General features: G+C 59.9%; 25 protein-coding genes. 6 read left to right on the top strand and 19 right to left on the bottom strand.

The window, feature by feature from the left end; translation table 11 throughout:
* Window positions 1-9: 9 nt before the first annotated feature.
* The 11 genes from flgK to AC0J1C_RS07700 all read right to left on the bottom strand — a co-directional run bounded on the left by flgK (window position 10) and on the right by AC0J1C_RS07700 (window position 10,855).
* Window positions 10-2,046 carry a flagellar hook-associated protein FlgK gene (gene flgK / locus AC0J1C_RS07750; RefSeq protein ID WP_473046319.1) on the bottom strand — a complete coding sequence of 679 codons (2,037 nt, stop codon included), beginning with the start codon at window positions 2,044-2,046 and terminating at the stop codon, window positions 10-12.
* A gap of 5 nt (window positions 2,047-2,051) precedes the next feature.
* Complete coding sequence (gene flgJ, locus AC0J1C_RS07745; protein WP_473046318.1) at window positions 2,052-3,038, bottom strand: flagellar assembly peptidoglycan hydrolase FlgJ; 987 nt, start codon at window positions 3,036-3,038, stop codon at window positions 2,052-2,054.
* Window positions 3,039-3,046: 8 nt separating this feature from the next.
* Window positions 3,047-4,144: a flagellar basal body P-ring protein FlgI gene (locus AC0J1C_RS07740; RefSeq protein ID WP_091984852.1), complete on the bottom strand. Its 1,098-nt coding sequence runs from the start codon at window positions 4,142-4,144 to the stop codon at window positions 3,047-3,049.
* Window positions 4,141-4,833 (bottom strand): flagellar basal body L-ring protein FlgH, encoded by a 693-nt coding sequence (flgH, locus tag AC0J1C_RS07735; RefSeq protein ID WP_473046516.1) that lies wholly within the window; start codon window positions 4,831-4,833, stop codon window positions 4,141-4,143. The genes AC0J1C_RS07740 and flgH overlap by 4 nt, the downstream gene beginning before the upstream one ends.
* A gap of 28 nt (window positions 4,834-4,861) precedes the next feature.
* Window positions 4,862-5,650: a flagellar basal-body rod protein FlgG gene (flgG, locus tag AC0J1C_RS07730; RefSeq protein ID WP_091984846.1), complete on the bottom strand. Its 789-nt coding sequence runs from the start codon at window positions 5,648-5,650 to the stop codon at window positions 4,862-4,864.
* 82 nt (window positions 5,651-5,732) lie between these two features.
* Window positions 5,733-6,485 carry a flagellar basal body rod protein FlgF gene (locus AC0J1C_RS07725; protein ID WP_091984844.1) on the bottom strand — a complete coding sequence of 251 codons (753 nt, stop codon included), beginning with the start codon at window positions 6,483-6,485 and terminating at the stop codon, window positions 5,733-5,735.
* 91 nt (window positions 6,486-6,576) lie between these two features.
* The gene (locus AC0J1C_RS07720) at window positions 6,577-8,475 is read right to left on the bottom strand and encodes a flagellar hook protein FlgE (RefSeq protein ID WP_473046315.1); all 1,899 of its coding nucleotides are present in this window, start codon (window positions 8,473-8,475) and stop codon (window positions 6,577-6,579) included.
* A 27-nt stretch (window positions 8,476-8,502) separates the two neighbouring features.
* Window positions 8,503-9,180, bottom strand: a complete 678-nt coding sequence (locus AC0J1C_RS07715) for a flagellar hook assembly protein FlgD (protein WP_473046314.1) — start codon at window positions 9,178-9,180, stop codon at window positions 8,503-8,505.
* 18 nt (window positions 9,181-9,198) lie between these two features.
* Window positions 9,199-9,648: a flagellar basal body rod protein FlgC gene (flgC, locus tag AC0J1C_RS07710; protein WP_473046313.1), complete on the bottom strand. Its 450-nt coding sequence runs from the start codon at window positions 9,646-9,648 to the stop codon at window positions 9,199-9,201.
* A 28-nt stretch (window positions 9,649-9,676) separates the two neighbouring features.
* Window positions 9,677-10,075, bottom strand: coding sequence for a flagellar basal body rod protein FlgB (gene flgB / locus AC0J1C_RS07705; protein ID WP_473046312.1), 399 nt, complete (start codon window positions 10,073-10,075; stop codon window positions 9,677-9,679).
* Window positions 10,076-10,303: 228 nt separating this feature from the next.
* Window positions 10,304-10,855, bottom strand: a complete 552-nt coding sequence (locus AC0J1C_RS07700) for a nitroreductase family protein (protein WP_473046310.1) — start codon at window positions 10,853-10,855, stop codon at window positions 10,304-10,306.
* A 176-nt stretch (window positions 10,856-11,031) separates the two neighbouring features.
* Between AC0J1C_RS07700 and AC0J1C_RS07695 the strand changes: the two genes are divergently transcribed.
* Together AC0J1C_RS07695 and AC0J1C_RS07690 are read left to right on the top strand one after the other, a co-directional pair.
* Entirely contained in the window at window positions 11,032-11,343 is a 312-nt protein-coding gene (locus AC0J1C_RS07695; protein ID WP_473046309.1) for an Mpo1-like protein, read from the top strand.
* Window position 11,344: 1 nt separating this feature from the next.
* Window positions 11,345-12,784 (top strand): adenylate/guanylate cyclase domain-containing protein, encoded by a 1,440-nt coding sequence (locus tag AC0J1C_RS07690; protein WP_375191382.1) that lies wholly within the window; start codon window positions 11,345-11,347, stop codon window positions 12,782-12,784.
* A gap of 3 nt (window positions 12,785-12,787) precedes the next feature.
* Here the strand turns inward: AC0J1C_RS07690 and queF are convergent, their stop codons facing one another.
* From queF to AC0J1C_RS07675, 3 genes are read right to left on the bottom strand one after another with little or no spacing between them, the layout of a single operon-like run.
* Window positions 12,788-13,606 (bottom strand): NADPH-dependent 7-cyano-7-deazaguanine reductase QueF, encoded by an 819-nt coding sequence (gene queF / locus AC0J1C_RS07685; RefSeq protein WP_473046308.1) that lies wholly within the window; start codon window positions 13,604-13,606, stop codon window positions 12,788-12,790.
* Window positions 13,607-13,620: 14 nt separating this feature from the next.
* The gene (locus AC0J1C_RS07680; protein ID WP_091984817.1) at window positions 13,621-14,394 is read right to left on the bottom strand and encodes an ABC transporter permease; all 774 of its coding nucleotides are present in this window, start codon (window positions 14,392-14,394) and stop codon (window positions 13,621-13,623) included.
* Window positions 14,391-15,341, bottom strand: a complete 951-nt coding sequence (locus AC0J1C_RS07675) for an ABC transporter ATP-binding protein (RefSeq protein ID WP_375191385.1) — start codon at window positions 15,339-15,341, stop codon at window positions 14,391-14,393. Before AC0J1C_RS07675 ends, AC0J1C_RS07680 begins: the two co-directional genes overlap by 4 nt.
* Before the next feature lie 267 nt (window positions 15,342-15,608).
* Between AC0J1C_RS07675 and AC0J1C_RS07670 the strand changes: the two genes are divergently transcribed.
* Window positions 15,609-16,730: an organic solvent ABC transporter permease gene (locus AC0J1C_RS07670; RefSeq protein ID WP_473046305.1), complete on the top strand. Its 1,122-nt coding sequence runs from the start codon at window positions 15,609-15,611 to the stop codon at window positions 16,728-16,730.
* On the opposite strand, the gene AC0J1C_RS07665 is transcribed toward AC0J1C_RS07670, so the two are convergent.
* The 3 genes from AC0J1C_RS07665 to AC0J1C_RS07655 all read right to left on the bottom strand — a co-directional run bounded on the left by AC0J1C_RS07665 (window position 16,720) and on the right by AC0J1C_RS07655 (window position 19,198).
* A complete protein-coding gene (locus AC0J1C_RS07665) occupies window positions 16,720-18,024 on the bottom strand; it encodes an HD-GYP domain-containing protein (RefSeq protein WP_473046304.1) in 1,305 nt (434 codons plus the stop codon). The two genes, AC0J1C_RS07670 and AC0J1C_RS07665, sit on opposite strands and share 11 nt — an antisense overlap.
* A 177-nt stretch (window positions 18,025-18,201) precedes the next feature.
* Window positions 18,202-18,846: a hypothetical protein gene (locus AC0J1C_RS07660; protein WP_473046302.1), complete on the bottom strand. Its 645-nt coding sequence runs from the start codon at window positions 18,844-18,846 to the stop codon at window positions 18,202-18,204.
* A 73-nt stretch (window positions 18,847-18,919) separates the two neighbouring features.
* The gene (locus AC0J1C_RS07655) at window positions 18,920-19,198 is read right to left on the bottom strand and encodes a PilZ domain-containing protein (protein ID WP_375191389.1); all 279 of its coding nucleotides are present in this window, start codon (window positions 19,196-19,198) and stop codon (window positions 18,920-18,922) included.
* Window positions 19,199-19,385: 187 nt separating this feature from the next.
* Here AC0J1C_RS07655 and AC0J1C_RS07650 point away from each other — a divergent pair, with 187 nt between their 5' ends.
* Both AC0J1C_RS07650 and AC0J1C_RS07645 read left to right on the top strand, forming a co-directional pair.
* The gene (locus AC0J1C_RS07650) at window positions 19,386-20,402 is read left to right on the top strand and encodes a Fe(3+) ABC transporter substrate-binding protein (protein ID WP_473046301.1); all 1,017 of its coding nucleotides are present in this window, start codon (window positions 19,386-19,388) and stop codon (window positions 20,400-20,402) included.
* Between the two features lie 147 nt (window positions 20,403-20,549).
* Window positions 20,550-22,238, top strand: a complete 1,689-nt coding sequence (locus AC0J1C_RS07645) for an ABC transporter permease (RefSeq protein ID WP_473046299.1) — start codon at window positions 20,550-20,552, stop codon at window positions 22,236-22,238.
* A 52-nt stretch (window positions 22,239-22,290) separates the two neighbouring features.
* On the opposite strand, the gene AC0J1C_RS07640 is transcribed toward AC0J1C_RS07645, so the two are convergent.
* Together AC0J1C_RS07640 and AC0J1C_RS07635 are read right to left on the bottom strand one after the other, a co-directional pair.
* A complete protein-coding gene (locus tag AC0J1C_RS07640; protein ID WP_375191392.1) occupies window positions 22,291-22,776 on the bottom strand; it encodes a thioesterase domain-containing protein in 486 nt (161 codons plus the stop codon).
* A gap of 132 nt (window positions 22,777-22,908) precedes the next feature.
* Complete coding sequence (locus AC0J1C_RS07635; RefSeq protein ID WP_473046298.1) at window positions 22,909-24,576, bottom strand: AMP-binding protein; 1,668 nt, start codon at window positions 24,574-24,576, stop codon at window positions 22,909-22,911.
* Between the two features lie 276 nt (window positions 24,577-24,852).
* On the opposite strand from AC0J1C_RS07635, the gene AC0J1C_RS07630 reads away from it, so the two are divergent.
* Window positions 24,853-25,827 (top strand): ABC transporter substrate-binding protein, encoded by a 975-nt coding sequence (locus tag AC0J1C_RS07630; RefSeq protein ID WP_473046296.1) that lies wholly within the window; start codon window positions 24,853-24,855, stop codon window positions 25,825-25,827.
* Window positions 25,828-25,863: the final 36 nt, after the last annotated feature.

Raw genomic sequence — 25,863 nt, 5'->3', positions numbered from 1 at the left:
CCTCACCAATTACCGGAAGCTCTGCAACAGCGTGTTAAACAGGTCCTGGGCAACGGACATCACCTGGGCCGAGGCGTTGTAGGCCGCCTGGTACTGGATCAGCCTGCCCGCTTCTTCATCCAGATTGACACCCGACACCGATTCCCGCTGATTGGTCGACTGCTCAAGAAGGGTTTTGCCCGCATCCACATCCAGCTGGCTTTGACGGGTTTTCACCCCGATGTCCTCAACCAGGCCCGCGTACCCTTCCGCAAAACTCTGGCTGCCGCCGTTCAGGGTGTTCGCGGTGCCCAGGGCCGCCAGCAGCTCGGCGTTGCGGTTGTCGGACACACCATTGGTGTTGTACTCGATGGTGAAGGTATCCCCCACCGCCGGCTCGCCCGTCATGCGGAACTGGTAGCCCTGATAGAGCGCGCCTGCCACCGCAGGGTCCTCCTCAAACAGGGTGTTGATCTGGTTCGGATCGTAATTGCCGCTGGCCACCACCGCGCCGGATGGCGGTGCCTCGGTTACCTGATACTGCAGACCTGTCGGGCCGCCGGCTGTGAAAGAAACCGTCAGCGGCCCGTTGGCAAGCTCACCGGCGGTCTGGAAGCCGGGCAGCAGGGAGTTGGTAAACGGGTTACGAACATCCAGCATGGTGCCCTGGTCGATTTTGCCGGTGCCAATGTTGGCGTCACTGGCGGTGGCTCGTATCGGGCTGGCGAACGCCAGATCTTCTTCCCTGCTGACCACAAGGCCGATGGCCTCTGCCGCATTGCGGCTTGGCTGGATCAGGAACTTGTCGCCGGCATTGAAGGTGCCGCTCTCCACCCGGATGTTAAAGCCCGGCATGCTGATTTCAGACTGCGGCGGATCCGGCAGACGACCCTGGTTCACGGTTCTACCGCTAGCCTGATCAATCAGCTCGAAGTTGCGGCCGTCGCCGCTGAACTGAAGTGTCCAACGACCGGCAGGCAAAGCCGAACTGTCGGTGATTTCCACGGCAAGCTGGCCCGTGGTGGTAATGGCATTATTGCCATTGGGCACCACGCGGCTGCGCTGGGCCTCCAGGGAATTGATGTCATTGAAGAAGGGACCGCCGAGGTCGCCTTCCAGATCCATACCGATCTCATGCTGCTGGTTGATGGCGTCGGAGATAGCCAGGGCAATCCGCCCGAGTTCGTCGAACGCCGGCTTCAGCCCTTCATTGTCGAAACGCATCAGGCCACCGAGCTTGCCGCCGGTTATCTGTTCATCGATATTGAGCGTGCGCCCGCCATTGGTCAGGGTGAATTCCAGGCGGGTCGGATCCTCGGCACTTTCCCGGGTGCCCAGGGTGGATGGGTCGCTGCCAACCACCAGGGCCAGGCCGTTTGCCAGTGACACGTTCACCTGGCTGCCTTCGGTGGGCGTTACCTTGATGCTGACGAGCTCGGACAATTGGCGGAGTTTCTCATCACGCTTGTCGAGCAGCTCATTGGGCATGCGGCCCTGGGCGATACCCGGTGATTCGGAAATCGCCAGGTTCAACTCGGCGATGCTCTTGATCAGGGTGTTGGCGTCCTTAACACCCTGCTGCATCTGGGTCTTGATGGACTCGCGCTGCTGGATAAATTCCTGATTGAGCGCCTGGAATCGATTGATCACCTGCTGGGCTTCGCTCAACACAAGCTGGCGTTGGGGCAAAGACGTGGGATCCTCGGCGGCGTTCTGCAAACTGGCGAAGAAATTGTTCAGGGCATTGCTCAGCCCGGTGGTTTCGCCACCCAACAGGTTGTCCAGTCGGGACAGCTCCGAGTTCAGCGCCTCCTGCTCCCCATAAAGAGTGCTGTCCTCGCGCACCTGTTGCACCAGGAACTCGTTGGCCAGCCGGCGAATGTCGGACACGTTGACACCGCTGCCAATGGAACCGGCACCAGTCCGCTGGCCTTCCTGGGTCTCGAACAGCACCTCCTGGCGACTATAGCCAGGGGTGTTGGCGTTGGTAATGTTGTTACCGGTGGTGTTCAGTGCCGTCTGATGACTCAGAATGCCGGTCAGACCAATACCTATCAGCCCCGCCATATCGCTTACTCCTTCATTCCTTCACTGCCCAGGGACAGCGTCATCAGTGAATCACGGCCCATGATCTGGCGAATCTTGCTGCCGTATTCAGGGTCGGTTGCATAGCCGGCCTGCTGCAGCCTTTCGGCAAACACCTCTGGCTGGTCTGCCACCGCCAGCACCTCCCGGTACCGGGGGTTGGTTTCCAGGAACGACACGTAATCCCGGAAGCTGGCTTCATAGTCCGGATAGGCCCGGAAACTGGCCTGCTCTTTCATGGGCAGACCTTCCCGATATTCGGTCGTGGTGATGGATACCGCATCGCCCTGCCAGCGATGATCGGCCTTGATGCCGAACAGGTTGAAGCTGGGCTCGTCCTGTTCACCCCTGATCATGTGGCGTCCCCAGCCGGTTTCGAGCGCGGCCTGGGCAACCATCAACTTCGGATCAATGCCGGAGTCGCGGCTTATCTTCTGGGCCACGGGCAGCAACTCACGAACGAAGTGTTCCGGCGACTCGAAACGTTCGGGGAGCACCGCAGCCTCTTCAGTGGCCGCAGTCGCCACCTGGTCCGCCATGGCGGTCACTTCCCGAACCTGCTCGGGCAGACGGATGGAAAGCGCGGGAAGACTGCGATCGTAGTCAGCCAGCGTGGCCTTGTGCCCGGCCAGAAGATCACCCTCCCCGTCCATGCCGGGAATCTGCCGGCTGAGCTGCCTTACAAGCGCTTCGGCCAGGCCACTGCCCTTGCCGCCGGCCATGGTCAGGCTCATCTGGTTGTCGAACATGTCCCGGTACAGCTCGGACTGGTTGCTGTTGAGGTAGTTGCCTTCGGCGAACACATCACCAGCCTTGCGCATGGACTTGAGCATTTCAGACAGGAACAGGCTCTCGAACTGGCGCGCCACTTCCCGAAGCGCCGCCTGCTTGTCAGTCCGGGCCTGGGCTTTGAGCGCGTTCAGGCCGTTGAAATCGGTATAGACCTGCGCCTGTTGAACCTTGTAATCCTGCATCATGCCACCTAGATCACGATCAGCTCGGCGCGCAATGCACCGGCCTGCTTGAGCGCCTCGAGAACGGCCATGACATCGCCGGGGGCGGCACCCACCTGGTTAACCGCCTGCACAATTTCATTGAGCGTGACCGCCGGGCCAAACTTGAACATGCGCGCCGGCTCCTCGGTAATGGCAATCTGGGTATCCTGCTCCAACGCGGTTTCACCCTCGGCGAACGGGTTGGGCTGCACCACTTCCGGGTTTTCCTGGATCGTGACCGTCAGGTTGCCGTGGGTCACCGCCGCGGGACTGACTTCCACATTCTGGCCCACCACGATGGTGCCGGTGCGGCTGTTGATGACGACTTTCGCGGCCGCCTCGGCCGGATCCACTTCGATATTCTCCAGAATCGACAGGAAGCTGACGCGCTGTGACGGATCACGGGGTGCCCTGACCGAAACAGACGTAGCGTCGTGGGCGTAGGCCATATCCGGGCCCAGCTGGCCGTTGACCGCTTCAACCACCCGCCGGGCGGTTGTGAAATCCGGGCGCAGAAGATTAAAGGTGATGGTGTCGCCCCGGGTGAACGGAGAGGAGACTTCACGCTCAACTGTGGCACCGTTGGGAATCCGGCCAACACTCGGAATGTTAACGGTAATCCGGGAGCCATCCTGTCCCTGGGCACCAAAGCCACCCACCACCAGACTGCCCTGGGCCATGGCATACACCTGGCCGTCGGCGCCCTTGAGCGAGGTCATCAGCAGGGTGCCGCCACGAAGGCTGTCGGCGTTCCCGATGGAGGACACAGTTATGTCTATTTCCTGGCCCGCCTTCGCGAACGGCGGAAGCGTGGCGCTCACGGTCACCGCCGCCACGTTGGCCAGGTTCGGGTTGACGCCTTCAGGCAGCGTCACCCCAAACTGGTTCATCATGTTGCGGAACGTCTGGTTAGTGAACGGTGCCTTGTCGCCGGTGCCGTCCAGGCCTACCACCAGACCGTAGCCAACCAGCTGGTTGTTACGCACACCCTTGATCCTGGCCAGGTCTTTCAGGCGATCGGCCATGACCGGTGCCGCAACCATGGTCAGAACCAGGACCCAGGCGAACAGTCTCCGAGCACTCATAACGGCCACCACTCACTATTGAAGAAGCGCGCCAGCCAGCCCATCTGGTTGGCCTGGTCAAAGTCACCGGTGCCGCCATAGGCAATGCGGGCATCGGCAATGCGATTGGAGGCCACGGAATTGTCCGGCTGGATATCCTGGGGCCGAACCAGACCGGTCAGGCGGATGTACTCGTCACCGTTGGTCAGGGACAGCCATTTCTCACCGCGAATACGCAGCACGCCGTTGGGCAGAACTTCGGTCACCGTCACGGTGATGCTGCCAGCCAGGCTGTTGCTCTGGTCCGCTTCCGCCGAGCCCTCGAAATCCCGCTCATGGTTCAGAGAGGTATTGATGCCAAAATTGCCCTTGCCCAGGATGGTGGGCTCCGGCAGCGTGATTTCGTTGTCCTTGGTAATGCTGGTCTCGGCATTCTTGCTGGCCCGGGTGGACTCCTGAAGCTGCACCGTCAGCACGTCGCCAACGTTCAGCGCCACGGTATCGCCGTAAAAGTTGTAGTTACGGGATACCTGGTAGATGGAGCCGGAATCCGGGTCACGCTGCATCATGGCCTGGGGCCGAACCGGGGCAAACTGCGGGTCGTCAGGAACCGCACGGGGGCGACTCATGGCGGTACAGCCCTGCACCACAACCAGCAGGGCAATCACCGCCAGGCGCAGGCCCTGGCCAGGGAACGGGTTGGAGGTCATCGGGTTCATGACATCACCTCAGGCGTCATCAGCCTATGTTGTTGGTAATGAACTGGAGCATCTGGTCGGTGGTCGAGACCACCTTCGAGTTCATCTCGTAGGCGCGCTGGGTGGTGATCATGTTCACCAGTTCCTCAACGACTTCCACGTTCGATGCTTCTACCGTGCCCTGCTCAATGCTACCGAGGCCGGCCAGGCCCGCCTCACCCTCGGCAGGATCACCGCTGGCGTTGGTGGCCTTGAACAGGTTGTTGCCAATGGCCTGCAGCCCCTGAGGGTTGATGAAGTCCACCAGCGTGATCTGGCCAAGGTTCACCGGCGCGGCCTGATCGTCCGTTACCGCAGTGACGGTGCCATCCTTGCCGATGGTGATGTTGGTTGCGTTCTCGGGCACATTGATCGCCGGCTCCAGCGGGTAGCCGTCCGGATTGACCACATCACCGTCGGCGTTCAGCTGGAACTGACCGTCACGGGTGTAGGCAATCTGTCCGTCCGGCAATTGCACCTGAAGGAAACCACGACCATTGATGGCCATGTCCAGTGGCTGCTCGGTGATCTGCAAATTGCCCTGGGTGAACTGCTTGGCAGTTCCAACCACCCGCACACCGGTACCCAGCTGCAGCCCCGAGGGCAGTTCGGTGTTCTGCGTTGTCAGACCACCCGGCTGCCGGTTGATCTGGTACAGAAGGTCCTGGAATACCGCCCGGTCCCGCTTGAAGCCGGTGGTGTTTACGTTCGCCAGGTTGTTGGAAATGGTGGACATGTTGGTGTCCTGAGCGCTCAACCCGGTTTTGCTGACCCAAAGTGCTGGATGCATGCTGTCTACTCCTTGCCGGTGGTCATCAGGCGGCCAGAATTTGCCGCTTCAGGCCCGCCGGGCCAATGTCTTCAGTCGTTACTTAAAGGTTCTGCAACAGCCGTGCCGTTGCTTCGGAATTCTCGTTGGCAGTGGTCATTACCTTCACCTGCATCTCGTACTGGCGAGACAACTGCAGGTTGGAGATCATCTCTTCCACCGCATTCACGTTGGAGCTCTCAAGAAAGCCGGAAGCGACTCGAAGGTTGGCATCCGGCGGTTCCGGGCCATCCAGTGCCTGGTCAGGCTTGCGGCGCATATGACCATCCAGGCCCTTCTCCAGAGCCTCCGGAGGCGGACTTACCAGCTTCAGGCGATCAACCTCCACCAGCTGGTCAGGCGGGCCACCCACGGGCACGATCGACACCGTGCCATCAGCACCGATCTCGACGTTGTCAAAGGGAGGAAGCGCCACCGGCCCACCGTTACCGAGGACCAGTTCGCCGTTGGCGAGGCGAACCAGGCCGTTCACGTCGATCTGCAGGCTGCCGCTGCGGGTGAACACCTCTTCGCCCTGGTCGTTCTGGATAGCCAGCCAACCCTCGCCCTCAACCGCAACGTCCAGTTTCCGGCCGGTTTCCATCAGCGCACCTGCGGACAGATCCGTGCCGGGCCTTTCTGTCATGGCATAGGCGCGGGTCGGGTAATGCTCCCCGAACACAGGCATGCTTCGGGCCTGAGCAAAGTCTTTCTTGAAGCCGGTGGTACTGACGTTCGCCAGGTTGTTGGCGTGGGCCTGCTGGGCCAGCATATTCTGCTTGGCGCCAGACATACCGATGTAGAGGGCTTTGTCCATGGGAAAACTCCTGCCGGAATTTTGACTGTTTCCAGTCTTCCTGCAGGAGTCATGCCATGTTCGCTATGACGCTGGTTTAACGGCCGCGAGATTAGCGGAGGTTGATGATGGTCTGGGTGACCGCATCGGAGGTTTCAATGGTCTTGGCGTTCGCCTGGTAATTGCGCTGGGCAATGATCAGGTTAACGAGCTCAGACGACAGGTCCACGTTGGACTCCTCCACCGAGCTCGACTTGATGGAGCCGAGGGTTCCGGTGTCGGGCGCGCCAATAATCGGCTGCCCGGACTCGAAGGTTTCGACCCAGGTGGTGTCGCCCACGGGATTCAGACCGTCGGTGTTATTGAAGGCCGCCAGCGCCACCTGTCCCAATGCCTGGGACTGCCCGTTGGTGTACCGAGCAAACAGAACGCCCTGGTCGGATACATCCAGGCCCGACAGCCGGCCGGTGGTGTAGCCATTCTGCTGCTGGTCGTTCACGCCAAACGCCGCCCCGTACTGGGTGGTGCCGCTGAGATTGATCACAAAGGCTGAGGTTGTGGGCGGCTCAGGAATCGGCGTTACCACGGTCTCGCCCGGCGCAGGAGGGCCGTCTGCCCCATTGGGCTGACCGCTCTCGTCCTTCGGAACCCAGTCATCGATCAGGATCTCACCGCTCGGATCACCATTGATGGACTGCAGCGCGCCATCCTGGTCAAAACGGGCGGTAAACGGTGTCACATCCGTGCCGCCAACGAACTCACCGTCGATCTGCGCATACACGGACCACTCGCTCACCCCTACGCCGTTGCCGGGCGAAGGATTCTTCACGAAGAACTGGGTCAGCTCGTGGGAGTTGCCCAGGCTGTCATAGACAGTCGTGGATGTGGCGTGGTTGTAGGTACGCTGATCCAGCGGGTTGAACTCGTTGGTTACCCGGATCGGCGATGCGTTGAAGGCCAGCTCGAAATCGTTGTCCGCGGTGGTGGATGTTACACCGGCCACGGACCGGTCAGCCGTCACATTCACGTCACCGGTCACGGTATCGGAATCGCTGTTGCCGTTACCGTCCGCAAAGCTGTAGCTCAGGGTTTCGCCCTGGTTGTGAATCACCCGCAGAACATTGGTACCGCCAGAACCGGCCACAATGGAGGCTGAGATCGCGGTCTCGCTGGAGTTGTTGATTGAATCCACCAGATCCTGCAGCGAGTTGATGTTGGAGGTATCGAGGGTCAGGGGCGAACCGTTGATATCCAGGCTGAAGGTGAAATTGCTGGCACCGCTGATGAAGGCGTCGTTCAGATCCTGGGCGCCGTCGAAGGTCACCGTTGTTGTTGCCGACGCACTCATTCCCGGCGCATTGTTGATCTCCGCCGCCGCTTCCCTCGCGGTGGAGGTTGCGGTCAGATCAACCGGAAAGTTCGGAGTGCCATCCGTATATTGAACATCAAAGGTCTCGCCAGAGATGGCGCTGAAGGCCAGTGGACCGATGTCCCGAACACGGGTTTCAAGAACGCTCTGGCGGGAATCCAGGTTCAGGTCCGAATCCAGGTTCGTTGTCCGCCTTGGCGCCAGGTTATCCGTCTCGATCTGCAGGTCACCGCGAATCCCCGAGAGATTCCCGTCCTCATCGGCGGTATACCCCTGCACCCGCATATTCTGGTTATTAATCACATAACCGTCTTTATCAATCGAGAACTGGCCGGCCCGGGAATAGCGGATCTCACCGCCGTTATTCAGGATAAAGAACCCGTCGCCGCTGATGGCCATGTCCAGGCCGTTGTCGGTAAAGCTGATGTTGCCCTGACCGAAAGACTGCTTCACATCCTGCACCCGAACGCCGTCGCCGATCGGGTTGGTGCCGGCGCTCAGGAAGCCGCTGGCGTAGAGATCGCCAAACTGGGCCTTGCTGCCCTTGAAGCCCACGGTGCTGGCGTTGGCAATATTGTTGCCGGTGACGTCCAGATCCACCGATGCCGCGCGAAGGCCACTCAAACCTGTGTTAAATGCCATGGTTAACCCCCTGGTGTTTCACCGGACTCAGTTAATTTGTTTCACATCAGACAGGGCAATCGAGCCCATGCCTGCAAGATTCAGGGTGATGGAACCGCCCTGCCCAAGCGATACGCTGTCAACGTTGGCGCTCACCATGGTACCCAGTTGCTGCGGGCCATCGGGATAGGAGGCCTCGGCCACAATCCGGTAAGGTCCAGGCGGCAAAGGATTGCCGTTACCGTCCTGGCCATCCCAGCGGAACGACACCACGCCCGCCTGGCTGCTGCCCATATCGATCTGCCGCACCCGCTCGCCGTTCTTGCCTTCAATCGACAGGCGAAGACCTCCGGTGGACGCCGGTACCTCGATGGTGCCGGTAATCTCACCTTCGGCGCCCAGGATGCCGAACTGGGAGGGTGCCAGAACCGACTTGCCCACCATGGCAGAGGCCTGGAGTGCCTGTGTGGAGCGGAACTGACCCACCACATCCTCAACCGTTCCGGAGAGATTCTGCATCTCCTCCAGAGAGCTGAACTGTGCCAGCTGGGAGATGAACTCGCCGTTGTCCTGGGGCTCCAGGGGATTCTGGTTCTTCAACTGCGCCAGCATGAGTTCCATGAACTCGTTACGGCCCAGTTCACTGGTACCGCTGCCCATCTGTTTCTGCTGCGCCCGGTACTGGCTCAGAACATCCGACGCGTCTGTTGCATTCACTGCAGTCATGATTTGCTCCTCACCGAATTACTGCTGACCAAGCGTCAGAATGCGTTGCATCATGGACTTGGCGGTATTCATCACATCCACGTTCATCTGGAAGCTCCGGGACGACGACATCATGTCCGCCATTTCCTCCACCACGTTCACGTTCGGGTAGAACACGTAACCGTCCTCGTTGGCGGCCGGATGGTGGGGCTCGTAGCGCATCTGCAGCTCTTCCTGGCTCTCGACAATGCCGTCCACACGCACACCCGCCCCGGCGCCCTGATCGGCCGACATCGGGAAGTTGCCCTGGCCCGGGTTCATCATCGACTGCTGGATAGCCGCAAACACCGGCTTGCGCGCCCGATAGGTGGTATCGGTACTCGAGCTGGCCGTCTCGGCGTTGGCAATGTTGGATGCGGTGGTGTTCAGCCGCAGTGATTGCGCGGTCATGCCGGAACCGGCGATATCAAAAATGCTGCCCAGTGACATGAGAAATCTCCTTCGCTAATCCTGTGGCTTACTCGCCCTTAAGAGCCTTGGTAAGGCCGCTGAACTTGCTGTTCAGAAACTGGAAGCTGGCCTGAAAATCCATCGCATTGCGCATGAACCGGGTCTGCTCCTGCTGCGCGTCCACGGTATTGCCGTCCACTGACGGCTGGTGCGGCACGCGGTACAGCAGTTCGCCGTCGGCACCCGGGGTGGAGGTATCCATATGCGCCTCATGGGTTTTGCTCATGTTTAACCCGCTCATGGACTCCTGGGCCTTCTGCATCATCGCCTGGAAATCAACGTCCCTGGCCTTGAAGCCCGGGGTGTCAGCGTTTGCCAGGTTGTTTGCCAGCACCTCGGCCCGCTTCACACGGGCCTCCACGGCGTGCTGATGAATGCCCAGAGCGTTGTCGAACGAAATTGCCATGTTGCCTCCAGATACTGCGCGGGCAGTGCGACTCAACATTGCCGCCTGCGTTTCATGACAGGATCAAAGCAAGGCGAATGCCAGAATTGGAAAAGCGGTTGAAATTAGCGGGAGGAGCGGTGTTTGCGGGCGGGTATCGTGCCGGTCGGCAAACCTGGGCATAATGAGGGCCGCGAAAAAGCGGCAAGGAACTTCCCCCGGAACAAGGGGGAAGTTTCGGGGATCAGGCTACGGCCATTGGCGAACGAACTCGGCCACCTCCGGGCGCGGGACGGCGGGTTTGGCCTGGGCCACCCGGCCAGTGTAGAGAAAGCCGACGATCTGCTCGTGCTCCTCGAGGCCCAGCCCCTCCCGTACGGCAGCGTTGTAGGCTACGGAACCGGTACGCCACATAACGCCGAACCCGGCTTCCTGGAGCGCCAGCTGGACAAAACTCATGCCCACCGCGGCAGACATCACCTGCTCGATTTCCGGCACCTTCGGGTGAACCACCGGGGAGGCAACGCCGACAATGATCATCGGGGCCCGCAGCGGCGCCCGGCGCAGCTTGTCGATCTCTTTTTCGTCACTGTTATTGGCACAGGTGGCAGCAAACAGCTGACCCAGCTTCTCCAGGCCATCACCCTGTATCACCAGATACCGCCAGGGACGCAGGAGGGCGTGGTCCGGAGCCCTGGCGGCACAGGCAAAGGCCTGCTCCAGGGTAGCGGCATCCGGAGCGGGCGCCTCCAGCCTGGGCTGGGAGGAACGGTTCAGCAGGAAATCAGTAACGGATGTCATAACGGCTCGCTGTCAGGAGAATGAAAGAACGCACGCAGCCATCCCATGCCGGTGAATTGTGGCCCGTACGTAATGCTGTTAATCTTTAGTCGTAGTCGAGAACGCCAAACACTCGCCAATAACTAACAATAAAGCTGACTCGCAGCGACTGTCTTACAACGAAGAGTGGCAACGCAATGAGCAACGAACAAACCTTCAACAGCTTTTCCGAATTCTACCCGTACTACCTTGAAGAACACAGCGATGCCATCTGCCGTCGCCTGCATTTTGCCGGCAGTCTGCTTGTCCTGATCGTGGGTGCCTGGGCGCTGACCTCGGGCAAGTTCCTCTGGCTTCTGGCGTTGCCGGTTATCGGGTACGGATTTGCCTGGATAGGCCACTTCAAATTCGAGAAAAACCGTCCCGCGACGTTCAAATACCCACTGTACAGTCTCATGGGCGACTGGGTCATGTTCCGTGACATGCTGATCGGCAGGATTCGTTTCTGAGATGATGAGCGCGCCGCCGGATTTGCGCAGCGCCAGCAGCTCCGCTGGCAGGGCCATGGCCATTGAAGGCGCCGGGAACCCGGTGGCCATTCCGCCTATGCCCGATTACAACGGCCGGATTCTCGCGTACACGTCCACGGCGGCGATCATCGTCACGGGGGTACTGCAGAATGCCTTCGATTTCTGGCTGCTCTGGCTGGTCGCCGGCGCCCTGACCTGGCCTCACATTGCCCACGCTCTGACCCGGCGCACGTTTCTGCGCAACTCACCACGCATCCGGCAGAAAATGCTGATTGTGGATTGCGTCATCGGTGGCGGTTTTATCGGGTGCATCGGCCTGATTGTCATACCCTCCCTGGCCGTTGCATTGATGCTCATGTTCAGTTGCCTGATCGTGGGCGGCATACGGCAATGGTTCCTGGGCACCATGTTCATGATCGCCGCCATTGCAGTATCCGTGGCCATTCTTGGCCCGGCCCCAGGCCCCCACTCTCCGCTGCTGACCAGCATCGTCTCGATCCTGTCCACCGGCCTGTACATCTGCGTTACCGCCTACTATTCGCATCAGCAGGCACGGGCCCTGATGCTGGCGAAAACCCAGATCCAGAACCAGCGGGAGCAATCCATCGCCCTGTCCCACAAGCTGTCCAAGTACCTGTCTCCCCAGGTCTGGCAGTCCATTTTCACCGGTGAGCGCGATGTGCGCCTGGAAACCCAGCGCAAGAAGCTCGCTGTGTTCTTCTCGGACATCAAGGGCTTTACCGAGCTCTCGGAAGAGATGGAGCCAGAGGCGCTTACCGAGCTGCTGAACCACTACTTCAACGAAATGTCCGAAGTAGCCCTCAAATACGGCGGCACCATCGACAAGTTCGTCGGCGATTCCATCATGGTGTTCTTCGGTGACCCCACCAGCCGTGGGCAGCGGGAAGACGCCTTTGCCTGCGTATCCATGGCCATTGAAATGCGCAAGCACATGAAGATCATGCGCCAGAAATGGCGCAGCCAGGGCATCAAGACGCCCCTGGAAATCCGCATGGGCATCAGCACCGGCTACACCACCGTTGGCAACTTCGGCGCCGAAAACCGCATGGACTACACCATTATCGGCAAGGAAGTGAACCTCGCCAGCCGCCTGGAGTCACTGGCCCAGCCGGGCGAAATACTTGTTTCCTACGAGACCTTCTCCCTGATCAAGGACAAGATCATGTGCCGGGACAAGGGCGAAATCACCGTGAAGGGCTTCGGCAAGCCGGTACCTATCTATGAGGTGGTCGACTTCCGGCGCGACATGGGTCCCCACCGGAGTTTCCTGGAGCACGAGCACAGTGGCTTTGCGATGTACCTGGATTCCGACAAGGTGACCGAGAAAGAACGCCAGTGCATCCTCTCGGCACTGGAAGACGCCGCAGACCGGCTGCGGCGCGAGGAAGACCTTTCCTGACCCTTACTGCCGGATCAGTCGTGGTCCGGCATCCTGCCCCGTTTCGGTACTGCGCCAGGGATTGATATCCAGCCCCCCGCGCCGGGTATAACGGGCGCACACCGTCAGCGATTCCGGCCGGCAGCGGGCCATGATATCCGTGAACACGGTCTCCACGCAGTGTTCGTGGAAATCCTGCTTCTGACGGAAACTGACCACATAACGCAGCAGGCCCGCCCGGTCGATCCGCGGCCCGGTATAGCTGACCAGCAAGGTGGCCCAGTCCGGTTGGCCGGTCACCGGGCAGTTGCTTTTCAGCAGATGCGAGCACAGTTGCTCGGTAACGACGGCACCGCCAGCAGACAGCGAATCAGGCGAGTACTCGTAGACCGGCTCGGTCACCGGCTCGTCATCAATCAGCTCGAACCCCGCCGGGCGGCCAATGGCCTCCCCGGACTCATCAACGCTGTGCAGGCGCACCTGCACCGACCCGCCACAGGCACTGGAAAGATCCTGCGCAATCACCTCGGCCACCTGCTCCCGGCTGGAATAAACCGCCTGGTTGAGGGAGTTCAGGTACAGCTTCAGAGATTTGGATTCGATAATGGCCGGGGATGCAGCCGGGAACACCAGCTCTGCCCAAGCTACCTCGGGCACGCCACCGGGGCGAAGCCAGGACACTTCCCAGGCCTGCCAGAGATCCTCGCCAAACCAGGGCCAGCGACCGTCCTCAAGCCCCAGTCGCCGACGGTTTTCTTCCCTGGCAACGGGAAACAGCAGGCCCGGGTCGTAACTGTCTGGATAGTCGCTTGTCTTGCCAAGCGGTGCGTCGTTAAGTGCCATAGAAGGTCCTGAGGTCAGTGGCGAATACCCTTGCCACGCGCCAGCATTTTCAGGGAAATGAAGGCCAGGATGGCAATGAACACCAGAATCATACCAAGAGATACGAAGGGATTGACGTCCGAGACACCAAGGATGCCGTAACGGAACCCGTTGACCATGTACAGGATCGGGTTCGCCATGGAAACACCCTGCCAGAACGCCGGCAGCATATCGATGCTGTAGAACACGCCACCGAGGTAGGTCAGCGGCGTAAGCACAAAGGTCGGCACGATGGAGATATCATCGAACTTGGTGGCCAGCATCGCGTTGATGAAACCGCCAAGAGAAAACAACGCCGAGGTGAGGAACACCGTCAGCACCATCATCGGAACGCTGTGAATGGATAACCGCGTGAATGCCAGGGACAGCAGGGTCACGATCAGGCCAATACCGAGCCCGCGCGCCATGCCGCCAGTCACATAGCCCGCCAGGATCACCCAGTTGGGCACTGGCGACACCAATAATTCCTCGATACTGCGCTGGAACTTCATCGAAAAGAACGAAGACACCACGTTCGAGTAGGAATTGGTGATCACCGCCATCATGATCAGCCCGGGCACGATAAACGCCATATAGTCGAACCCGCCCATCTCACCGATGCGCGAACCGATCAGGTTACCGAAGATAATGAAGTAGAGTGTCATGGTCACCGCCGGCGGCAACAGGGTCTGGGCCCAGATGCGGGTAAACCGGCGAATTTCGCGAACCACGATCGTGCTGAAGGCAGTCAGTATGGCCTGGGGGCTCATGCGGCGCCCTCCATGGCCTTGCGACTCTCTGCCGCGTTCTCCTCCACCATGCGGATAAAGAGCTCCTCCAGCCGGTTGGCCTTGGTGCGCATGCTCACCACCTTGATGCCCAGTTGCTCGAGCTGCACGAACACCTGGTTCAAGCCCTGCCCTTTCTCCACGTCTACTTCCAGCGCGCCCTCGTCGTCCAGGCGGGTGGCAAATCCGGACAATTCCGGAGCGGAATCCAGCGGCTCCTCGGTATCGAGCACAAAGGTCTCCAGGCTAAGCTGCTGCAGCAGCGCCCGTTTGCTGGTGTGCTTGAGGATACGACCGTGGTCGATGATGGCGATATTGCGGCAAAGCGCTTCCGCCTCCTCAAGGTAGTGCGTGGTCAGGATAATGGTGGTGCCCTGGCGGTTGATCTCCTCCAGGAAGGTCCACATCGACCGGCGCAACTCGATATCAACACCGGCGGTGGGTTCGTCAAGGATCAGCAGCCTGGGTTCGTGCACCAGGGCGCGGGCAATCATCAGGCGGCGCTTCATGCCACCGGACAACATTCGCGCCGGGGTGTCTCGCTTCTCCCACAGGCCCAGCTTCTTCAGGTATTTCTCCGCCGAGACCGATGCCTGCTTGAGCGGAATACCGTAGTAGCCCGCTTGGGTGGTCACAATATCGAACACCTTCTCGAACTGGTTGAAGTTGAACTCCTGCGGCACCACACCGAGGTTCAGCTTGGCGTCGGAAAGATGGGTATCAATGTCCTTGCCGAACACCCGAACCTTGCCCCCGGTTTTGTTCACCAGCGAACAGACGATACCCAGGGTGGTGGATTTACCCGCGCCGTTGGGGCCTAGCAGCGCAAAAAAGTCGCCCTCGGCGACGTTCAGATCAATCCCTTTCAGGGCCTGGAAGCCATCGCCATAGGCCTTGGTCAGGCCCTCAATTTCCAGTGCATTGGTCATAGACGATTCCGATCCTGCGGTGGGCAGAGGCCAGTCGGCCTGGCGCTCTGCCGGAATTTAGAATGCTATTAATTGTGACTGTCCCCGCAATTTCAAGGGGCTGGAGCCGGGGCTTCGGGCTCTGCCCGCCCGTGAATCAATCATGGAAACTGCGACAGGAATCCCGATATGAGGCAATACCCGTCCCTATAATGCGGTTACAACAACTTACAAAAGACGCCGCAACCCGGTGCAGGCGTGCTGAAACGAGGGAATGTACGACACACCATGAGATCCGTTCACCGCTTCCAACTGGCCTTCACCCTGATAGGCACCCTGGTATTGTCTGGCTGTTTTGACGACAGCGGCGGCTCCGCGGGCGATGACACCCTCGCCGGCCGGCTGAATTTCAATGGCGTCAGTGGCCTGGGCTACCAGACGGCGAGCCAGTCCGGCACCACCACAGACCGCGGCGAGTTCCGCTACTACCCCGGCGAAACCGTTGAATTCCGCGTAGGCGATCTGTCGTTGGCGCAGGGAGTACCCGCCGGCCAATACGTCACCTTCCTCGAATTTTTTCCGGACGTGCGCACAGCACTGCAGGCACCCCTGGTCGACAGCGAAGGGTTGAGCACCCACACCCTGCGGGAGCAGCAGTTGTTGCAGAACGTCCCGCTGAATAACCTCTCCCGGTTACTGATCGCCCTGAACTGGACCGAGAACATCGGCGAGGGCGAGGGTATCGAAATCCGCGAGCGGGTGATCAGGCAGCTCAACGCGGCCCTGCCGGGCCTGAGCTCGCCCATAGACTTCAACGTCAGTGAAGCGGAGTTTACCGCCGAGGGATCGAACGTGTCCCCGGCCAATCAGCTGCTGGCCCAGATCTGCTTCTACCCGGAAGACGATCCGCTCTGTCAGCCCCCGCCAACCCTCGAAGAAATTGACAACGCGCCGTCACGGCCGCTGGATGAAAACGCCATCGATCCGGATGTGGTCTACAGCGAGGATCTCGCTGCTCTCCGGACCCGGATCCTGGAGTCCGTGCGCACAGTGACGGAAATAGACAACGAAACCGTGAAAACCTACCTCTCCCGGGAACTGAAAGCGATCACTACCGCAGTGGCGAACCGATACTATCTGGACGAGGAAGTTGCCAGCATTCCAGCGGGCAACACCGCCATCCAGTCCGTGGCCATACGGAAGATCGGTGGTGACCTGGCTCTTGCCGAGCTGGAGGCCATCAGCACACGCCCCCAGGATGTTCAGATACATGCAACAGACTGGCAAGGCGGCGAGGTGGAGTATTTTGTGGCGGGTCCTGCGGGCGGAGAATCAGAACTCCTGCTGAGCTTCCGCCCGGAGCACACCTATCGATGGGTCCGCAAACAGCTGCGAGTGCTTATCCGTTAATCAGTCGCCCGAGGCTCCAGCGAGATTCAACGCCGGTGACGTCGTACATGGACGGGTCCATTCCTTCGGTGCCATGGGGCAGACATTCACGGATCTGGACCGCTTCGGCTGCATCGCGATCCTCATTGTAGCGGGCCAGATCAATGATCTTCGCGGTTTTCAGGGGCCGCGCCTCGGCGTCTGTCATCACCATCACGCGGGGCCAGAGCCGGCGTTCCGGAGAGTGCGAAACCACGATACCGCGCTGGCCGTCCGTCAGCTCGACCAGACTGCCCGTCGGGTAGATGCCAATCGCCTGGATAAAGTTTTCCACCAGGTCTTCCTGAAACTCAATATTGCGCATCTCATACAGCAGAGTCACCGCCTTGGCGGGGGTAAGCGGCTCGGAGTGCTTGCGGGGGGCAATCAGCGACTCGAAGAATTCGGAAATACCGGCCACCTTGGCCAGCAAAGGAATCCGGTCACCCCGGATACCCTCGGGGAAACCCGAGCCGTTATGACGCTCCCGATGACACTGAACCACACTCAGCACGGCACGTGACAGCCCGCTGTCCTGCAGCATGGCAACCCCCCGGTCGATGTAACCCCGGTAGGTTGTATACTCCTCGGCGCTCAACTGTCCTTCCCGGGCAAGCATGTCTGCCGGCAAGCTGGTTTTTCCCACCTGGGACAGCAGACAGCCAAGGCCCAGATGGTTCAGCAGCCCCTCGTTCAGACCAAGGTGACGCCCGCACACCAACGCCCATACGGCGGTATTGAGGGCATGCCGGTAAAGATAGCTGTCATGGGCCCGGGTGCGACTGAGCCACAGCAGCGCGTCTGGTTGCCGGATGACGCTGCTCACCATCTTGCTGGTGATGGTTGCGATCGGCCGCAAATCGGGCACACCCTCGGACCGCAGGGTGTCGAACAGCTGCCCCAGGGCGTCTTCCACGTCATCCAGGAGACGTTTGGACGTCTTCATTTCTTTCTTGAGCGTGGTAACCGTCTCGTAGGTCACTGGCTCCCGAATGCTCAGGGGCGGCAACTGCAGTTGCTCGCGCCCTCCGCGCCTGGCAGCCGCACGACCAAATACCGGTTTGCTGTTGCCCTTCACAGACCGCGATTCACGAATCTCGGCAACGTCGATCATCACCCACTTGCAGTGGGACACGAGCGCACGGATATCGTCCTGGGAGCGGATGTGAAAACCCTGGATCGGGAAAGGCGTCTGGTGCCACGGCCTGTCCAGATCGGACACGAACATGCCCACTTCCAGATCATGCACTGCCACTTTCTTTTGTTGGACACCCACGGGACCACCTCACAATAAAAACGTTTCGATGGCTACCATTCTGACCCAGCGTCCGGAAGACACAATTACAAATTCGTATCGCGGAGTAACCCAAAGGCCACAAAAGGTAACGCTAATATTCAGGAGGCAACAAAGTGTAGCAATGTGATGGCGGTCACACTGGAACGTCAGAAAGTGTCACTCTGCGTCACATACGGAGTCGTCAAAACGAGGCGGCTTTGCGATCAGGGACCCTCGTGGAGCCTTGCGCACATAGACGGTATAGGGCACTGCTGAGGCCCTGAGATAATCCAGATTGCGGGCGTCATCACCCTGCCCCTCAGCGACCACCGAAGGCTCACAGGACACCAGAAGTTCCAGCTTACCGCCTACCCCGGCAATACGAGCGGCGGGAGCCTGGGGATTGATGGCCATGCATCGGAACTCGGGCGTTGCCGGTTGACCGGTGGCTGCTACCAGATCCTGCCCCTTCTCTCCACAGGCCCGGATGCCGGTAGCACACTGCCCGGCCTGGTCGTCATCCCCATCCCTCAGGCGCCACACTCTGTCACTGCACTGGGTCTCCAGCTTTACCGAGGTAGCCCGGTTCCCAAGGAACCACCAGTCCGGATACTCGGCCGTCTGCCAGGAGAGGCGAACCTGCCTGGGTTCGCCAGAGGAGTTGGCAGCCGGAAACATGGCGAAATGGGAGTAGTAACTGGCACATCCGGACACTGACAACAGCAGCAGGCATGCCGCCAGCGGCCTGGCCAGCAAGGTGAAGGACAGTCGCCTGGCCGTTGTTTCTTCAGAGCTTAAATGGGTTGGTCTGGGCACAGTCATCGAACGGGCGCATTCCCTGGCATCGGTAACAAACGCTTGCCATTATCCACTTAGAACCAGCGCAATCCGCCTATCAGTCTCCATTTTCATCAAATTGCAGCCCGTAGCCGTCATTGGTTTTTCGCACCACGACCATCTGCAAGGTCGGCGCGGGCACGGGCAGCCCCTGCACCTGAACCGTCACCCTGTCGCCAATTTCCGGGGCAAAGGGCTCGGCATCGACGACAACAAACACGCCGCCATCGGAAATGTCACGGGTTGAGAAGACGAACTCGCCCAGCTCCCCGTGGACCACTTTCACTTTCGCACTCATGGCAGTGCGAATGTGCTCTCTTCGCTCAGTCCCGGACATCAATGGATCCCACTACTTTTTGCATAGTTTTTATGATCTTCCGAAGCATAGCACCATTTTGCTGAAAATATCCCAGAGGAGTTATTGACTACACTTGTAACACAAATGAGAATAGTTGCTGTTTTTAAACGCCTGTGCAATTCAATACAGGCCAAAGACACCGCAACGCCCTGAAAAGGACAAAACTATGCGAATGAAACTGGCAGTTACCGCCGCAATGGCCCTGAGCGCCCTTCCCCTGACAGCTTCCGCCGACGGCGAGGTGAACATCTACTCCTACCGTCAGGCATACCTGCTTGAGCCCCTTCTCAATGCATTCGAGCAGGAAACCGGAATCAAGGCCAATGTGGTCTTTGCCAAGCAGGGTCTGGCGGAACGCCTGGAGCGCGAAGGCCGCAACAGCCCGGCAGACGTGGTTATGACCGTGGACATCTCCCGCCTGAACGAGCTGGTGGAGCGCGATCTGGTTCAGCCGGTGGATAACGACGTGCTGGAAGAGAACATTCCGGAAAACCTGCGCCACCCGGAAGGCAAATGGTTTGCCCTGACCACCCGCGGACGCCTGATTTTTGTCTCCAAGGAGCGCGTTGAAGAAGGCGCCATCACCACATACGAGCAACTGGCGGACGACAAATGGGAAGGCCGGATCTGCACCCGTAGCGGCAAGCACCCGTACAACATTGCCCTGTTCTCCTCAATGATCGCCCACCACGGCGAGGCAGAGACCGAGCAATGGCTCGAGGGCCTGAAGGACAACCTCGCGCGCAAGCCCCAGGGCGGCGATCGTGACCAGATCAAGGCCATTGCCGAGGGCGTCTGCGATGTGGCCATCGGTAACAGCTATTACTACGGCAACATGCTGCAGGATGAGAGCCAGCGCCCGATCGCCGAACAGGTCCGCCTGGTATTCCCGAACGCCGAGGGCCGTGGCACCCACGTGAACATCAGCGGTATCTCACTGACCAACAGCGCCCCGAACCGGGAAAACGCCATCAAGCTGATGGAATTCCTGTCGTCGCCGGAAGCCCAGCGCATTTACGCGGAGGCCAACACCGAGTACCCCGCCAACCCGGCAGTTGAGCCCTCTGGCCTGGTAACCGAGTGGGGCGAGATCAACCCGGACAACCTGTCACTGCAGGAAATTGCCGAAAATCGCAATGCGGCAGTAAAACTGGTTGACCGCGTCGACTACGACGGCGAGTGATCCACGGTTGGTGGGGGCGGGCTCGCCGCCCTCGCCTTCCATGCGAACCGCGTGTGTCCTGCTGTCAGTCGTTGCAGGCACCACGCGAGCTGTCTACAATCTGCACCCTCGCTCGGGTAACCGCACGTTTTTAAAGACAGGAACATCATGACAGAGGCCGCAACCAGCACACATCCCGGGGTATCCCAACCCCTGCTGGCCAAACGCACCTCTGCCCGATGGCTGATCAGCGCTTTCATAACAACCGCCATCGTCGCCCTGCCCGTGCTCTCTGTTATTTTTCTGGCCTTCTTCCCGGAAGAAAACATCTGGCCTCACCTGATCAACACCACCCTACCAAGATACCTGACCACCACCGTGCAATTGATGATCGGGGTAGCCGTGATCACCCTGGTGGTTGGCCTGTCCTCGGCCTGGGCGGTCACCATGTGTGAATTTCCCGGCCGCAGGTTCTTCGAGTGGGCCATGCTGCTCCCCTTCGCCGTGCCGGCCTATGTGATTGCCTATGTGTACACCAGCCTTCTGGACTACGCCGGCCCCGTGCAGGGAGCACTCCGGGACTGGTTTGGCTGGACCAGCGCCGCCGATTACTGGTTCCCTGAGATACGGAGCCTTGAGGGCGCCACGCTGATGATCGGCCTGGTGGTGTACCCTTACGTGTACCTGCTGGCCCGGGCCGCGTTCCTTGAGCAGTCGCCCTCGCTGTTCGACGTCAGCCGAAGCCTCGGCCACTCCGCCATCAGCACCTTTTTCCGGGTGGTTCTGCCCATCGCCCGCCCGGCCATTGCGGTTGGCCTGTCGCTGGTGTTGATGGAAACCCTGAACGACTTCGGCACCGTTGATTTCTTCGCCGTCCAGACCCTCACCGCCGGCCTGTTCGATACCTGGATGAACCTGGGCAATCTTGGCGGCGCGGCCCAGATTGCCACCACCATGCTCATTTTCGTGGTGATTCTGGTGACGCTGGAGCGGTACTCCCGCCGGCGCCAGCAACAGTACGCCGCCCGCGACAACCGCGAGCCGATACGCCGTTTCAAGATGTCGTTCGGTCGCCAGATGATCTGCCTGGCCGTGTGTGCGGTTCCTGTGCTGCTGGGCTTTGTCATTCCCGGTGCAACCCTGGGCCTGTATGCCTGGGAGTATTTTGACGAGAGCTGGAATCCCGAATTCGTCCGCAACACCTTCAACAGCCTGTTTCTCTCAAGCGCTGCCGCCCTGACCACCCTGCTGATTGGCATCACGCTGGCCTACAGTCGCCGGCTCCACAACACCCGGGGCATGCAGGTCCTGATGCGCCTCTCAAGCCTCGGTTATGCCATGCCCGGTGCCGTACTGGCGGTGGGTGTGATCGTACCTCTGGCGGGATTCGATAACTGGCTGGACAGCCTGATGCGGGAATTCTTCGGCATCAGTACCGGGCTGCTGCTGAGCGGCACCGCCTTTGCACTGGTGTTTGCCTACACAGTCCGGTTCCTGGCGGTGTCTGCCGGTAGCGTGGAAAGTGCCCTGCAGAAGATCACCCCCAGCATGGACATGGCCTCGCGCTCCTTGGGTCACACCCCCGGCAAGACCCTGGTGCGGGTGCACCTGCCCATGCTTCGCGGTACTCTGGTTACCGCGGCGCTGGTGGTGTTTGTGGATTGCATGAAGGAGTTGCCGGCCACCTTGATTCTGCGGCCGTTCAATTTCGAGACCCTGGCCACCTACGTATACCAGTTTGCCTCCGACGAACGCCTGTTCCACAGCGCCCTGCCGGCCCTGATCATCGTGCTTGCGGGCATTGTGCCCATCATCCTGATGAGCCGGTCGATCTCGAACAGCCGGTCGATCGCCTGAGCTCCGGCTTCAGCAGGCCCTAGTTGGCAAGGCCTTAGTAGTTGGCAAGGCCTTAGAGAGTAACCCGGGATTTCACGTCCCGAACTACAAAGCGGCCCTGAAACACCGCCACCGGATCGCCTTCTGGTGCCGCCGTGGGCTGACCACAGAACACCTCGGCGGTCAGGTCCAGGCGCCCCTTGCCGTGCTTCGCCAGGCTCTTGCGGAACCGTTCCGGAACCTCTTCGCCGGGCAACCGGCAAACCACGTAAAAGTCGGAGGTCACCGGCTCCAGGTAATCAATGGTGCCGTTCTGAACCACCACCGTTGCCCTGAGTCCCAGGTCCCACAATGCCAGTTCGGTTACGCCCCAGGCGGTGGTAACCGCCGCCGCGTACACGCTCCCGCCGAAGCCCGTTCCCTGGTGGTTGCTGTTCGGTTCCAGCGGCGCGCTCAGAAGCAGCGAATGGCCATCCCAGGAATGCAGCTGAATACCCATGGCCCGGGAGAGGGGTATCTCGTCATGGACACGTTTCTGGAAAAGGGACAACTGGCTCATAACATCCTCCTGATATCGTTCCAGTTTAGGCCTGCGCCTGCCTTTTCCCTATGCGACTAACGTCGGTTTTTACCCCTACAAAAAAAGAGCCCGGCATGGCCGGGCTCCGTCTTGCTTGAGAGCAGTGATGCGTTATTGCCAGATCACCGGCTGGCGCTTGGCGTACCAGCTATCCACCTTCTCCTGGTAGGCGTCCTCCACCACGTTGCGCTTGAGCTTCAGCGTTGGGGTCAGGAAGCTGTTCTCGATGGACCACTCATCGCTGACCACGGTAATGAACGCCAGCTGCTCGTGCGGATCCACGGTCTTGTTCACATCCGCAATCAGCTTTTTGAAGCTTTCCTCGATTTCCTTGCGGAAGGCCTCATCGGCCATCTTCGGCCGCACTTCCTCACCCAGCATCACGAGTGCATGAGGCTGGGTCTGGTTGGCGCCAGACACGCACACCATTTCAATGGCGTCGTGGGACATGAGCCGGTTTTCAATCGGCGCCGGGGCAATGTACTTGCCCTTGCTGGTCTTGAAGATTTCCTTGATGCGGCCGGTCAGCTTCAGGCGACCCATCTCGTCGATCTCACCCTTGTCGCCGGTTTTCAGGAAACCGTCTTCGGTGAAGGCCTCGCGGGTTTTCTCTTCATCCTTGTAGTAACCCATCATGGTGGCCGGGCTCTTGATCTGCACTTCGCCCTCTTCACTGATGCGGGTTTCCACTCCTGGCAGCGACTCACCCACGTAACCGGTACGCGAGCGGCCCGGCTTGTTCATGTGCGAATAGGCAAAGTTTTCAGACATGCCATAGCCTTCGAGCAGCTCAAGGCCAAGATTGCGGTACCAGTCCAGAACATCGCTGGCCAGCGGCGCGGAACCACTGCCCGCCAGTTTCACCTTGTCCAGGCCCAGACCCTTGAGGATCTTCTTCTTGATCAGCTTGTTCACCACCGGGATCTTCAGCAGTCGCTCCAGCTTCTGCTTGGGCAGCTTCTGCAGCACGCCGTGCTGGAACTTCACCCACAGACGCGGTACCGAGAGGAACAGAGTCGGCTGCGCCCGCTGCAGGTCCTGCACGAAGGTGTCGAGCGACTCGGCAAAGTACAACTGGAATCCCGCGTACAGCGAGGCCAGCTCAACAAAGGTGCGCTCGAATACGTGAGCCAGCGGCAGATAGGACAGCATGCGCTCGTCGGATCCGACCTTCAGGACTTCCATCCCACCTTCGGCGGCAAACGCCATGTTGCCGAAACTGAGCATCACGCCCTTGGGCTTGCCGGTGCTGCCCGAGGTGTACACGATAGTGGCCAGCTCGTCGGCGCTCCGGTGAGTGTTCACCTCAAGGGGAGGATACTTGGCAATGATGTCGTCCCAGGTTTCGAAATCGTTGGGCGGGCTCAGCGGGTAGGAAATGCAGCGCACCGACTCTGGCACACCCGGCTTCATCATGTCCCAGTCGTCCAGCTTGCCGACAAACACCACCTCGCACTCGGCGTGGTTGAGGATGTAATTCACGGTGTCGGCGTTCAGGGTGGGATAAAGGGGAACGGAGATGTGACCGGCCATCCAGATGGCCCAGTCAGTCATGATCCAGTGGGCGCAGTTTTTGGAAATCAGGCCAATTCTGCTTTTTTCCGGCAGATTGAGGGATTTCAGGTAGGAAGCCATGCGTCTGGCTTCATCAACTGCGCGACCCCAGGTGTATTCCACCACCTTGCCATCGCCGATGGGCTGGGTCATGTACAGCGCGTTCGTTTTTTCGTTCTCCCAGTGATAGAGCATATCCAGCGGGAGTTTGTTTGTTGTGTCCATGGACCTTCCTTGCATTTCGTTATTCGAGTTATGGGTGACTTATTATTAGACTTTCGTAGGGTATTTCAACACATGATAGGCCGTCAAAACGTGACCGACGCAAAATAATTTCTGATTGCACCTATTTTAGTCACGACAGATTACCCAACCCGGACCGAAAGCTCCAAAAAGCCTGCGGCAACCGGCCAGACACTACCCCGTAGGCCACGTGCCTGTGATAAACTTGCGCACCTTCTGAACTTCAACATCACAGTCAACCGATCCGGAGATGGGCATATGGCCAAACGTACCCTGCGCACCCTGTTGGGTGCCACCCTGCTGGCAATGGCAACCCTCGTGCAGGCAGACGAACCCCGCACTGTCGCGATCACCCAGATTGTAGAGCATCCGGCACTGGACGCCGTTTATCAGGGCATCAAGGACGAGCTGGCTGAACGTGGTTTCAAAGAAGGTGAAAACCTCCAGGTGATGCACGAAAGTGCCCAGGGAAACTCGGCCATCGCCGCCCAGATCGCCCGCAAGTTCGTGGGTGAAAGCCCCGACGTCATCGTTGCTATCGCAACACCCTCGGCCCAGACCGTAGCGGCGGCAGCCCGCAACACACCGGTGATCTTCTCGGCCGTAACCGACCCGCTGGGTGCCAAACTGGTGACCAGCCTGGAAGCCCCCGGCGCCAACATCAGCGGCGTGAGCGACATGCTGCCACTGGACAAGCACCTGGACATGCTGCAGCGCATCGTACCCGACGCCAAGCGCATCGGCACCGTGTACAACCCCGGTGAGGCCAACGCGGTATCGCTGGTGAACCTGCTTGAGGAGCGCCTGGCCGCCCGCGGCCTGGAACTGGTAAAGGGCGCGGCCACCAAGACCTCCGAAGTACTGGGCGCCGCCCGCTCCCTGGTGGGCAAGGCAGACGCCATTTACCTGACCACCGACAACACCGTGATCAGCGCGGCAGAAGCGGTGATCTCCGTGGGTGAGCGCGCCGGCATTCCCGTGTTTGCCGCCGACACTGCCACCGTTGAGCGTGGTGCCGTGGCTGCCCTGGGCTTTGACTACTACGATCACGGTCGCCAGACCGGCGTGATGGTTGCCCGCGTGCTGAACGGTGAGAAGCCGGGCGATATGGCCGTGGAAACCATGGAGAAGCTGGACCTGTTTGTGAACCCGGCCGCCGCCGAGCGCATGGGCATCACCCTTTCTGACGAGCTGATCGCCGAGGCAGAAAAAGTCATCGACAGCGCCCAGTAATCCCGTAACCCAACGGGCAGCCCTCACAAGGGGCTG

The organism is Marinobacter sp. E2 (genome assembly GCF_055755345.1).
Note: the sequence above shows the minus strand (reverse complement) of the source record. Positions and strands in the feature narration are given on the sequence as shown.

What these genes read in the sequence shown, in the direction of transcription:
- AC0J1C_RS07675 (WP_375191385.1), bottom strand. Translation starts at nt 15,341, where the DNA reads ATGACCAATGCACTGGAAATTGAGGGCCTGACCAAGGCCTATGGCGAT.
- AC0J1C_RS07680 (WP_091984817.1), bottom strand. Translation starts at nt 14,394, where the DNA reads ATGAGCCCCCAGGCCATACTGACTGCCTTCAGCACGATCGTGGTTCGC.
- AC0J1C_RS07645 (WP_473046299.1), top strand. Translation starts at nt 20,550, where the DNA reads ATGACAGAGGCCGCAACCAGCACACATCCCGGGGTATCCCAACCCCTG.
- AC0J1C_RS07700 (WP_473046310.1), bottom strand. Translation starts at nt 10,855, where the DNA reads ATGACATCCGTTACTGATTTCCTGCTGAACCGTTCCTCCCAGCCCAGG.
- flgG (WP_091984846.1), bottom strand. Translation starts at nt 5,650, where the DNA reads ATGCATCCAGCACTTTGGGTCAGCAAAACCGGGTTGAGCGCTCAGGAC.
- flgJ (WP_473046318.1), bottom strand. Translation starts at nt 3,038, where the DNA reads ATGCAGGATTACAAGGTTCAACAGGCGCAGGTCTATACCGATTTCAAC.
- AC0J1C_RS07660 (WP_473046302.1), bottom strand. Translation starts at nt 18,846, where the DNA reads ATGACTGTGCCCAGACCAACCCATTTAAGCTCTGAAGAAACAACGGCC.
- AC0J1C_RS07640 (WP_375191392.1), bottom strand. Translation starts at nt 22,776, where the DNA reads ATGAGCCAGTTGTCCCTTTTCCAGAAACGTGTCCATGACGAGATACCC.
- AC0J1C_RS07720 (WP_473046315.1), bottom strand. Translation starts at nt 8,475, where the DNA reads ATGGCATTTAACACAGGTTTGAGTGGCCTTCGCGCGGCATCGGTGGAT.
- AC0J1C_RS07670 (WP_473046305.1), top strand. Translation starts at nt 15,609, where the DNA reads ATGAGATCCGTTCACCGCTTCCAACTGGCCTTCACCCTGATAGGCACC.
- AC0J1C_RS07715 (WP_473046314.1), bottom strand. Translation starts at nt 9,180, where the DNA reads ATGACTGCAGTGAATGCAACAGACGCGTCGGATGTTCTGAGCCAGTAC.
- AC0J1C_RS07635 (WP_473046298.1), bottom strand. Translation starts at nt 24,576, where the DNA reads ATGGACACAACAAACAAACTCCCGCTGGATATGCTCTATCACTGGGAG.
- AC0J1C_RS07655 (WP_375191389.1), bottom strand. Translation starts at nt 19,198, where the DNA reads ATGTCCGGGACTGAGCGAAGAGAGCACATTCGCACTGCCATGAGTGCG.
- flgC (WP_473046313.1), bottom strand. Translation starts at nt 9,648, where the DNA reads ATGTCACTGGGCAGCATTTTTGATATCGCCGGTTCCGGCATGACCGCG.
- AC0J1C_RS07725 (WP_091984844.1), bottom strand. Translation starts at nt 6,485, where the DNA reads ATGGACAAAGCCCTCTACATCGGTATGTCTGGCGCCAAGCAGAATATG.
- AC0J1C_RS07650 (WP_473046301.1), top strand. Translation starts at nt 19,386, where the DNA reads ATGCGAATGAAACTGGCAGTTACCGCCGCAATGGCCCTGAGCGCCCTT.
- AC0J1C_RS07690 (WP_375191382.1), top strand. Translation starts at nt 11,345, where the DNA reads ATGATGAGCGCGCCGCCGGATTTGCGCAGCGCCAGCAGCTCCGCTGGC.
- queF (WP_473046308.1), bottom strand. Translation starts at nt 13,606, where the DNA reads ATGGCACTTAACGACGCACCGCTTGGCAAGACAAGCGACTATCCAGAC.
- AC0J1C_RS07630 (WP_473046296.1), top strand. Translation starts at nt 24,853, where the DNA reads ATGGCCAAACGTACCCTGCGCACCCTGTTGGGTGCCACCCTGCTGGCA.
- AC0J1C_RS07740 (WP_091984852.1), bottom strand. Translation starts at nt 4,144, where the DNA reads ATGAGTGCTCGGAGACTGTTCGCCTGGGTCCTGGTTCTGACCATGGTT.
- flgH (WP_473046516.1), bottom strand. Translation starts at nt 4,833, where the DNA reads ATGACCTCCAACCCGTTCCCTGGCCAGGGCCTGCGCCTGGCGGTGATT.
- flgB (WP_473046312.1), bottom strand. Translation starts at nt 10,075, where the DNA reads ATGGCAATTTCGTTCGACAACGCTCTGGGCATTCATCAGCACGCCGTG.
- flgK (WP_473046319.1), bottom strand. Translation starts at nt 2,046, where the DNA reads ATGGCGGGGCTGATAGGTATTGGTCTGACCGGCATTCTGAGTCATCAG.
- AC0J1C_RS07695 (WP_473046309.1), top strand. Translation starts at nt 11,032, where the DNA reads ATGAGCAACGAACAAACCTTCAACAGCTTTTCCGAATTCTACCCGTAC.